At 72.7% G+C, this 9,408-nt stretch carries 6 protein-coding genes and 1 pseudogene; 5 read left to right on the top strand and 2 right to left on the bottom strand.

Annotation, left to right across the window (positions count from 1 at the left end):
- A pseudogene (locus RM779_RS24025) lies at positions 1 to 229 on the bottom strand (hypothetical protein); the annotation flags it as partial.
- Positions 230 to 420: 191 nt separating this feature from the next.
- Positions 421 to 4,992 carry an FtsK/SpoIIIE domain-containing protein gene (locus RM779_RS24020; RefSeq protein WP_311619816.1) on the bottom strand — a complete coding sequence of 1,524 codons (4,572 nt, stop codon included), beginning with the start codon at positions 4,990 to 4,992 and terminating at the stop codon, positions 421 to 423.
- Between the two features lie 301 nt (positions 4,993 to 5,293).
- On the opposite strand from RM779_RS24020, the gene RM779_RS24015 reads away from it, so the two are divergent.
- The 5 genes from RM779_RS24015 to RM779_RS23995 all read left to right on the top strand — a co-directional run bounded on the left by RM779_RS24015 (position 5,294) and on the right by RM779_RS23995 (position 9,319).
- A complete protein-coding gene (locus RM779_RS24015; protein ID WP_077061217.1) occupies positions 5,294 to 5,590 on the top strand; it encodes a WXG100 family type VII secretion target in 297 nt (98 codons plus the stop codon).
- A gap of 312 nt (positions 5,591 to 5,902) precedes the next feature.
- Positions 5,903 to 6,202, top strand: a complete 300-nt coding sequence (locus tag RM779_RS24010; protein ID WP_311619815.1) for a hypothetical protein — start codon at positions 5,903 to 5,905, stop codon at positions 6,200 to 6,202.
- Positions 6,199 to 7,548, top strand: a complete 1,350-nt coding sequence (locus RM779_RS24005; RefSeq protein WP_311619814.1) for a putative T7SS-secreted protein — start codon at positions 6,199 to 6,201, stop codon at positions 7,546 to 7,548. The genes RM779_RS24010 and RM779_RS24005 overlap by 4 nt, the downstream gene beginning before the upstream one ends.
- The gene (locus RM779_RS24000) at positions 7,545 to 8,333 is read left to right on the top strand and encodes a hypothetical protein (protein WP_311619813.1); all 789 of its coding nucleotides are present in this window, start codon (positions 7,545 to 7,547) and stop codon (positions 8,331 to 8,333) included. The genes RM779_RS24005 and RM779_RS24000 overlap by 4 nt, the downstream gene beginning before the upstream one ends.
- Positions 8,330 to 9,319, top strand: a complete 990-nt coding sequence (locus RM779_RS23995; RefSeq protein WP_311619812.1) for a hypothetical protein — start codon at positions 8,330 to 8,332, stop codon at positions 9,317 to 9,319. Before RM779_RS24000 ends, RM779_RS23995 begins: the two co-directional genes overlap by 4 nt.
- Positions 9,320 to 9,408: the final 89 nt, after the last annotated feature.

Raw genomic sequence — 9,408 nt, 5'->3', positions numbered from 1 at the left:
CGCCGTCGCCCTCGCCGGACCACCGGGTGCCGAAGTCGCCGTCCACGGCGTTCGCCGGCTCGTTCTCATCACTCGTACTGGCCGTGACGGCACTGCCATCCGGCGTAACCTCCACGGCGGCGGCCTGTGCCGTCGCCGGCGCGACCAGCAGCCCCGTTCCCCCGGCCAGGAACGCGACCGTCAGCGGCAGCGCTCCGCGCCTCGAACGGTAGAAGTGCGCACGTCTCACCGAGTTCTCCTCCTTGGGGAGTCATCTCCTCTTCGGCCCCGGCCCCGGGCAGGAAGCCGGGGCCATGAGGCGTCGGGCGTGACGGTAGAGGCTGTGCTCCGGCAGGGGTCCCGAAACGGTTCCCGCCAACGGAGGCGGCCGCCCCCCGCGGTGGGGGACGGCCGCCTCTGCTGATGGCCGGGGCCGGGTCGTTACGGTGCCGGGGTGGTCACCGTGAAGGGGACGCCGTCGCCGAGGTGCAGGATGGCCCGGCCGGGGGTGGGCTGTTCGCTGGCCGCGCTGCGCGGCAGCTTGGCGCCGATCAGCTCGCCGCTGCGGTGCGAGGCCGGGGAGAGCAGCACGCCGCGGCGGGCCTTCTTCGCGTCGACCTGCCAGCCGGAGAAGCCGCCGCAGATATCGCCCTCGTCGCCGCCGAGGACCAGGTAGCGGCCCAGCTCCGTGCCCTTGGTGATGATGTTCTTCAGCTCGTCGCCGCCGTCGCAGCGCCGCAGGTCCTCGCCGTCGTCGACCAGGAACACGATGGGGCTCTGCGGCGAGGACGTGCTCATGGCGTCCCGCACGTCCGCCTCGGACAGGTCGTCGGAGGTGAAGACCTGGATGACACCCGGCTGCCCCGCCAGGTCGCGCAGCGGCGAGGGCCGCGGGGCGGCCACGACGACGCGGGCGCCCTGGGTCAGGTAGGAGTGGGCGAGCATCGTCAGCACCGTGGAGCGACCGGACTTGGCCGGTCCTGCCACGATGAACGCGGGCGTGCCCTGGGCCAGGTCGGGTCCGTAGGCCATGAGTTCGTCGCCGCCGACGCCGACGAGGCCCCACACCGGCGAGCCGGCGGTCTCGGTGTCCCGCATCCCCCACGCGTCGGCGAAGGTGAGGCGGCTGGGCAGGACGTCGACGCGGAACGGGCGCTTGGCGCGCGGCAGGGCCGCGTCGCGCTGGGTGGCCCAGTCGCCGATGGCGGTCAGGGCGGCGGCCTGCGCCTGGCCGGACAGCTCCTCGGCGAGCACCGCGACCTGGATCTCGGTGAGCACCTGGCTGCGGAACATGCGGCCGTCGGCGATCTCTTCCGGCACCTTGCGGGCCGGCATGCCGATGTTGGAGTAGTCGGAGCGGTCGGACAGACGCAGCGTGTACTTCTCCTCGGTCAGCGAGGAGATCCGGCCGGAGAGGACGGAACGGTCGCCGGTGATGACCAGGTGGATGCCGACGCTGGCGCCCTCGCGGAGGATGACGTACAGCTCGTCGGTCAGCGCGCCGTGGTCGATCTCGCCGAGCGTGGAGACCCAGCCCTCCCAGCGGTCGAGCAGCACCACGATGTGCGGCAGCCGGTTGTCCGGGGCGGCGGCGGCGCGCTGTTCGCCGATGTCGGCCAGCGCGTCCTGACCCAGCACCTCCTGGCGGCGGTCCACCTCCTTGCGGAGCCGCTGGATGAGGCGGCGCACGCGTTCGGTCTGGTTGCGGCTGACGACCGCGCCGCAGTTGGGCAGCTTGACCAGGGCGTTGAGCGCGCCGTTGCCGCAGTCGATGCCGTACAGGTGGACGTCGGCGGCGGAGTGGATCCAGCCGAGCGAGCCGGCGATGGTGCGCAGCAGCTGGGAACGGCCGCTGCGCGCCGCGCCGCCGACGATCATGTGGCTGAAGGACTTGAAGTCGATCGCGACGGAACGCCTGGCCTGCTGCTCCGGCAGGTCCTCGATGCCGAACGGGGCCGCGGGCAGCGGGCCGCCGGGGATCGGGTGCTCCAGGTCGCGCAGCAGCACCTGGTCGGGCAGGGCGGGCAGCCACGGGCTGTGCTGCTTGGGGAAGCCGAGCTGCCGGTCGGCCTCGATGACGGAGTCGACGAGCACCTTGAGGTCGGTGATCTCCTCCTCCTGCGACTTGGCCCCCGGCGGGCGCTTGAGCTGGGCGCGGCCCAGGTCGTTCCAGTCGAGGCGGCCGGTCCACGGCCTGCGGACGGCCGGGTCGATGGCGCCAGGGCGGCGCCCGCCGACGCGTCCCGACTGGAACGGCACGAGGGAGGAGTGGCCGAGGCGGACGAACGCGCGGCCGGGCGTGGACTTGGCGATGAGGCCGGCGTCGGGCGCGTTGATGACGTCGGTGGACTCGCTGGCGTCGGTGACGCGCAGCGCGATCCGCAGGTTGGTGTTGGCGCGGATCTCCGGGGAGACGACGCCGCTCGGCCGCTGGGTGGCCAGCAGCAGGTGGATGCCGAGCGAGCGGCCCCGCTGGGCGATGTTGACCAGGCCCTTGACGAAGTCGGGCAGTTCGCGGGCCATCGAGGCGAACTCGTCGATGACGATGAGCAGCCGCGGCATGGCCTGGAGTTGGCCAGGTGAGCGGCGCATCAGGTCCTGGTAGTCCTCGATGTCCTTGGCGCCGACGCCGGCCAGGATGTGTTCGCGGCGGGTCAGCTCGGCGCCGAGGGAGGTCAGCGCCCGTTCGACCAGGTGGTTGTCGAGGTCGGTGACCATGCCGACGGTGTGGGGCAGCTGGACGCAGTCCTTGAACGCGGAGCCGCCCTTGTAGTCGACGAGGACGAACGTCATGTTCTCGGGGGTGTTGGCCACCGCGAGCGAGGCGACGATCGTCTGGAGCAGCTCGGACTTGCCGGAGCCGGTGGTGCCGGCGATGAGGCCGTGCGGGCCGTCGCGGCGCATGTCGATGGCGAACCCGCCGTCGTAGGACTCGCCGATGACGGCCTCGGTGGACTGCCCGCCGAGCCGCCAGCGGGCGGCGACGGCGCCGGCGGTCGGCGGCTCCATCTCCAGGACGTCGAGGAGCCGGCTGGCGGAGGGCAGCGCCGCGTCCTCGGACTCGCCGCTGATGTCGCGGATCGGGGACAGCGAACGGGCCAGCAGCTCGCACCATTCGGCCCTGACCCAGTCGGGCCGCACGCCCCTGATGCGCCAGGCGCCGGTCTGTTCGACGCGGAGCCGGTCGGCGACCTGGACCGGCGCGGGCCCGGCGGACTGGCCGGGCATCTGGCCAGGGCCGCCGCCGGGGACGGCGAGGAAGGTGTGGAAGCCGGTGGCGTAGCCGGGGTTGCGGGTGCCGCCCTGGCTGACGCGGTCGGGGTTGGGCTCGGCGATGACGACGGCCTGGCACTCGCCGGGGAGGAATCGTTCCTCGTCGTCGAGGCACAGCGCGTAGATCTGGACCTCGGGGCCCTCGCGCAGCAGCCGGATGACGCCGGGCAGGGACCGCATGCGGCGGGAGCCGTCGAGCACCACGACGATGTCGGGGTCCTTGAACAGGCCGCCGCGGGAACCGGCCTCCCTGGCGGCCTTCTTCCTGGCGTCCAGCAGCCCGGTCAGCTCGGCGATGCGGGCGCCGATCGTCTCGGCGTCGGTGCCGATGAGCGCGTTGACCTCGTGTTCCGCGCTTGGCCTCGCGTGCGGCAGCCAGCGCATCCAGTCCCAGCTGTACTGGCCGGAGCCGTCGGTCAGCAGGAAGAACTGGACGTCGACCGGGCTCTGGAGGACGGCGACCTGGCTGACGGCCCAGCGGGCGAGGGACCGTGCGGTGTCGCCCTGGCCGGCGAAGCCGACGACGCCGAGGGTGCGCAGCGGCAGCGTGACGGGCGCGTCGGCGATCTTCCAGAAGACCTGGCGCTTGTGCTCGTCCTGCTCGGGGTCGGTGAGCACGACCTCCGAGTCCAGCTCGACGGTGCCGATGCGCAGGAGCAGGTGGTCCTCGTCGGTGCGGCGGCGCTCCCACAGGCGGGTGCGGGGTCCGGTTGCCTGGGTGAGGACGGTGGCCGGGTCGGGCGCGGCGTGCCGGCGGGCGAACCGCTCGGCGATCAGCGCGTCCCTGGCGTCCTTCTCGATCCTGGCCTTGCGCTCGCGGTACTCCTCAAGCTTCTGGGCATGCGATATCCGGCCACGCTTCTTGTCCATGAAGTAGTTGGACAGCAGCATGATCGGGCTCATGAACGCCATGGCCAGGAACAGCCAGCGGCCGGTGAGGCTGGCCATGGCGACCGCGCCGACGACGGGCAGGATCGCCATGAGCCAGGGAATCGGGCGCCGCTCCCGTTCGCCGGGCGGCTTGGGCAGCGTGAACGCGGTCTGCCGCTCGGGCGGCAGGAGGCGCGGCGGGCGGTTGTAGTCGAGGCCGCCGCCGTCCTCGGAGACCTTGAGGGCCGCGTCGGGCGGGAAGTAGGGCGTCAGCTCGAACAGCGCGTCGCCGACGGCCAGCTGCTTGCCCAGCTTCCAGTCGGCGCGGTCGCCCTCGGTGTGCGTGAACGGCTCGCCGTCCAGGGTCGGCTGGGTCTCGCTGTAGACGGTGACCTTGCAGGTGCCGTCCCCGGCGACGCGCAGCGTCATGGCGTGCTCGGGGAGGGTGGGGTCGTCGACGCGGATGTGCATCTGCTGGCCGGTGCCGATCTCGACGCGCCCGGTGCCGAGCCGGTGCACGGCACCGGCGCCCGGGCCGCCCACGACGCGGAACTCGACGACGCCGGCCGGCTCGCCCGGCCAGCAGCCGCTGGGGTTGTGCAGGCTGACGACGCTGCCCTCGCGCAGCGGCGACTGGGCCAGGGTCAGCGCGGGATCGACGTAGTCGCCGTTCACGAATATGTGGGCGGCGCCGCCCGGGTCCTGCATCCCGCCGGGGCCCGCCATCGCCGCCTGCTGGCTGAACCGGCTCCCGACGAGGCGGGTGAACTCGGGGGTGAGGTCCCCGATCTGTGTCTCGGGGGCCGCGTCGATCACCGTGTCGGCACTTTGCCCCCCGACCGGGTCGACGACTGTCAGGGTCAGGCGCACGCTGTTCCTCCCGTATTGACACAGCAAGGTGCTTCGCTGGACATGACCATAATCGCATCTTGCGTGTGTGTGACAACGGGTGCTGGGACTGGCCCTGCCCCGGGTGCAACCGCCGGGGAACGTCTGGCGTCCTAGGAGTCACCGAGGCACGGAAAGGGCCCTCTTGACCGGGGGTATCGTCCTGTGCTCGGCGGACGTAGTCTGATTGTGGCCGTGGCGCTGCCAGGACACGGGGGGCCACGTCGCTCATCGGAGTACAGCGGGGGGAGCGGCCCTCCGCCCCACAGAGGAGGGGAACCGTATGTCTGACATCAAGGTGACATATGACGAGATGCGGACGGCCGGCGATCGGCTCATCTCCGAGTACGAGACCATGGACGCGAAGCTGGAGGAGCTCCAGAGCTTCATCGACGGCCTGGTGTCCGACGGCTACGTGACGTCGCGTTCGTCGCGTGCCTTCGACGAGTCGTACCGTGAGTTCACCCAGGGTGCCAAGAAGGTGCTCGAGGGCCTCCAGGGCATGGGCCAGTTCCTGAAGACGGCCGCCGACACGATGGAGGAGACCGACACCGGTCTGGAGAGCGCCATCCGCGGCTGACCTCCCGCATCCCGGAAGGGCGGAGCCAGGCGCGCGCATCATGCGCGCCGGGCGCCGCCCTTCCGGCGTTTCCGCATGCGCCGTGGCCGGGCCGGTTTTTCCCGGCGTGCGGATATGGGGGAGGTTTCGTGACGTTCCCGACCCGTTTCTTCCCGATCACCCCGGGACTGCAACCGTCGAATAACGCTCGGGTGTCTTCCCTGTCGCCGAACGGCCCCCGCGGGCCATCGTGTTCTGGCACCCGAGCCCAGGGCACGGATGGACGGCGGGGTTCCGCTTACCACAGTCATGTGCGGATACGGGGAGGACATCGTGTCATTTCTGCGCTTTTTGGAGGACGACGTCCGGGAACTCGCCAGGAAACTGGAGTCGAGCGGCGAGGACATGCGCACCGCGTCGCGCTCGCTGGCCGACACGGACGCCGGCCGGATCGGTCCGCCGGCGCTGTCCGGCCGGTGCAACGAGTTCGCGGACTCCTGGGACTACGGATTCGGCCAGCTCTCCGAGCTGGCGCGGGGCATAGGCGACGTCGCCAACAACGCGGCCGACACCTTCAACGTCACGGACGAGGACCTGGAGCGCGCGCTGCGCGAGGGCGGCGGTGCGGCGTGAGCGACCGTTACCCGCACCTCGGTTTCGACCCGTGCCCCGGTGACCTGGACGCGGCGGAGACGGTCGCGCGGACCATCCGCGATGTCACCAGTCAGGGCTCCACGACGCACACCACGCTCTCGGCGATCAACTCCTCCAACGGCATCTGGGTGGGGCGTTCCGCCGACGCGTTCTCCGAGTCGTTCGACGAGCTGCCGCCCTACCTCCAGCGGGCCGTGAACTCCCTGGACACCGCGGCCAGGGCCCTGGAGCAGTGGGCGAACGACCTGGACGGCTTCCAGGCCAGGGCCAGGGCCCTGGAGGAGGAGGCGGCCTCGGCCCAGCAGGCGGTCAGTTCGGCGCAGGCGCAGGTCGACGGGCTGCCTTCGGACACCGAGGGGATGGACGACGACGAGCTGGAGCGGCACGAGGAGGACGCCGAACGCCGGCAGGGCGCCCTCACCTCGGCGAACGCGGCGCTGGAGGAGATCAGGAGCCGGGCCCAGGGCCTGAACTCCGAGTACATCTCCGCCTCCGACGCCACCGCGGGACGGCTGGCGAACGCCGCTGACGAGGCGCCGCCTGAGCCCGGCCTGTTCGACAAGATCGGCGACTTCATCGGCGGCGTCGTCGAGTTCCTCATGGACCCGAACACCTGGAAGCTGATCGGCGACCTGTTCAGCGATATCGCCGCCATCGCCGGGGTGATCTGCGCGGTCATCCTGATCGCCACGCTGATCGCGGTCACCGGCGGCGCCGCGCTGCCCGCGCTGGTGGTGGCGATCGGCTCGTGGGCGGCGACGATCGGCGCGTGGGCCTCGCTCGGCGCGCTGGTCTTCCACGGCATCGCCATGGCGGGCGGCGCCGACGTCGGCTGGATGGACCTGGGCCTGGACGCGATCGGCGTGTTCGCGGCCGGTATCGGCATCGTGGGGGGCGCGTTCGCCAACGCGGGCCGGGTCGGCATCGCCGCCGGGCGGTCGATGCGCGCCATCGGCGGCGCGGGCAACTGGTTCCGCGGCGTGGGGCAGAGCATGGACGGCTGGGTGATGCTGGCCTCCGGACGCATGTTCGAGGTCGTGGGCCTGATCGGGGGCCTGGGCGCGTGGGGCGCCAGCCAGAACCGGCGCATGGAGGCCGACGGCACCACCTGGAACGACATCCCGGTCATCGGCCCGCTCGGGGACCTGGGGATCTCCGCGGGTGACACGGTGGGCGACGCGATGAGCGAGAACGGCGGGGACGCGCAGGCCGCGTCGGCGGCCTCCCCCGGCACCCGCCCGTTCAACGCCTCGCAGGCCCTGACCTCGGCCGGGACCGCCTTCACCAGCGGCCTGTCCCGGCAGGACGTGGGGGTGGTCGCGTGACCACGCCGAACGGACCGGACGGGCCGGACGGACCGGACGGGCCGGGCGCGGAGGAGGTCGTCTCCGCGCTGGACTACGCGTTCGTCTCGCGCATCCCGGACGACTACGTGCCGCTGCCGGACACGCCCTCGCCGGACGAGTGGGGCGACGCCGTGCGACGGCTGCTGCCCGGCGCGCCCGAGGAGGTGCTCGCCGAGGTGAGTCAACACCTGCCCCGCCTGCACCCGCTGATCAGCCGCGACGGCGTCGTCAAGTCGGCGCTGTGCGCGGGCCTTGAGGACGGCGCGCTCAGCCTCGGCTTCCTCAGCGTCGCGGTCCTGGCCACCCGCCACGACAGCGCGCTGGTCACGGCGGAGAGCATCTACCAGGCGAAGAAGGAGGAGTACTTCGGCCAGGCCACCGAGAAGCCTGCGGACATCGACCAGCCGGAGGCGAAGGGGCTGCAGGGCCCGCAGGACACGCTGCTGGCGTCCCGGCTGCCCTGCGGCCCCGGCGTGACGTCGATCTCGCTGCGGTCGGTGACGTTCCCCCGCGCCGAGGCCGACGACACGCGCACCGGGCCGCCGCCCGCGATCGGCGTCGGCTTCCTGCAACTGGCCGTGCCCGCGCCGCGCGACTACAGCGTCTACGTCTCGATCGCCACCCCGACGCTGCGGTTCCTCGACACCTACAGCGGGCACCTGGCGTACGTGGCGCGCCATCTGTCGTTCGACGCGGCCGAACGGGAGCAGGCCGCGAAGCGGCAGGGCACGGTCCCGGCCAGGGCCGAAGTGAGGTCGCCGTGAGCGACGAGCCGCTGCTCGCCGAGCTGCGCGCCCGCAACGAGCGGCTGACCGGGCTCGAACGCGAACACCTGCGGCGCTCCGGCGGCGGCGCCCTGCTGCTCGCGCTCGGCTCGGTGCTCGCCGCCTCGCTCGTGGTGCTGCCGCTGGTGTCCGCGCCGCTGACCGAGCTGTCCCGTTACGGGTGGCTGCTGCTGCCCGGCGTGCCCGTCAGCTGCGGCGCGCTGTACGCGGGGTGGCTCGGCCTGCGCCGGCTGCACCCCGCGCACGGCCCGGTCGGCGAGGCGTACCGGGCCGCCGCGGCCGAGCGGACCGCGGTGCTCGACCAGTTGTACGCGCTGCCCGCGGCGCCCGGGGACGCGGCGGCCGGGGACGCGGCGGCCGAGGAGCGCGAACGGGCCCGCATCGAGCGGCTGTTCACCGCCTCGTCGGCGGCCGGCGAGGTGCCGGGCGTGCACACGACGGGCGACGTGGCCCGCCACATGTACGGGGCGCCGTTCCGCACGTTCCGCTGGTCGGCCGCGATGGGCGTGCTCGGCATCGTGCTGGTGCCGACGGCCCTGATCACGCTGATGCTGCCGCTCGTGGCGGGCGAGGTCTGGCCGGTGGTGCTGGTCGGGATTCCGCTGGTCGGCGGCTGGTGCGTGTGCTTCCGGTTCTGTGCGCAGAAGTGGCGCAGCGGGGACGAGGGCCGGGTCTCGCGGACGCAGAAGGCCGGCTGGCACGCTGAACTCGCCTACCTGCGGCACCGGTTGAGCCGGGACGCGGGCGTTCCGCCGTGGCGCGTGCCCGCCCTGCACACGCAGCGCACGTGGCAGCTGACCGGCGGGGGCCGCCGCTCCCCCGCCGAGGTGCTGCGCACGCTGCCGCCGGACGCGCCGTGGGCGCGGCGCGCGTACTGGCGCTGGGTCGGCCCCGGCGCGATGCGGATCGTCGCGCTGTTCGCGATCGCGTTCGGCGTCGTGGCGGCGATGCGGCTGGTGGGCTGAAGGCCCGGCGGACCGGGGCTCAACCGGCCGCTCCGGCGCGCTTCACCGTGGCCCACCGCTCGGCCTGCTCCGGGGTCAGGCGGCCCCTG

The sequence above is a fragment of the Streptomyces johnsoniae genome, assembly GCF_031845565.1.
GTDB classification, from domain to species: Bacteria; Actinomycetota; Actinomycetes; order Streptomycetales; family Streptomycetaceae; genus Streptomyces; species Streptomyces johnsoniae.
Note: the sequence above shows the minus strand (reverse complement) of the source record. Positions and strands in the feature narration are given on the sequence as shown.

Bases quoted from the DNA above. Each gene is read 5' to 3' on its own strand.
- RM779_RS24015 (WP_077061217.1), top strand. From the start codon at position 5,294: ATGTCTGACATCAAGGTGACATATGACGAGATGCGGACGGCCGGCGAT.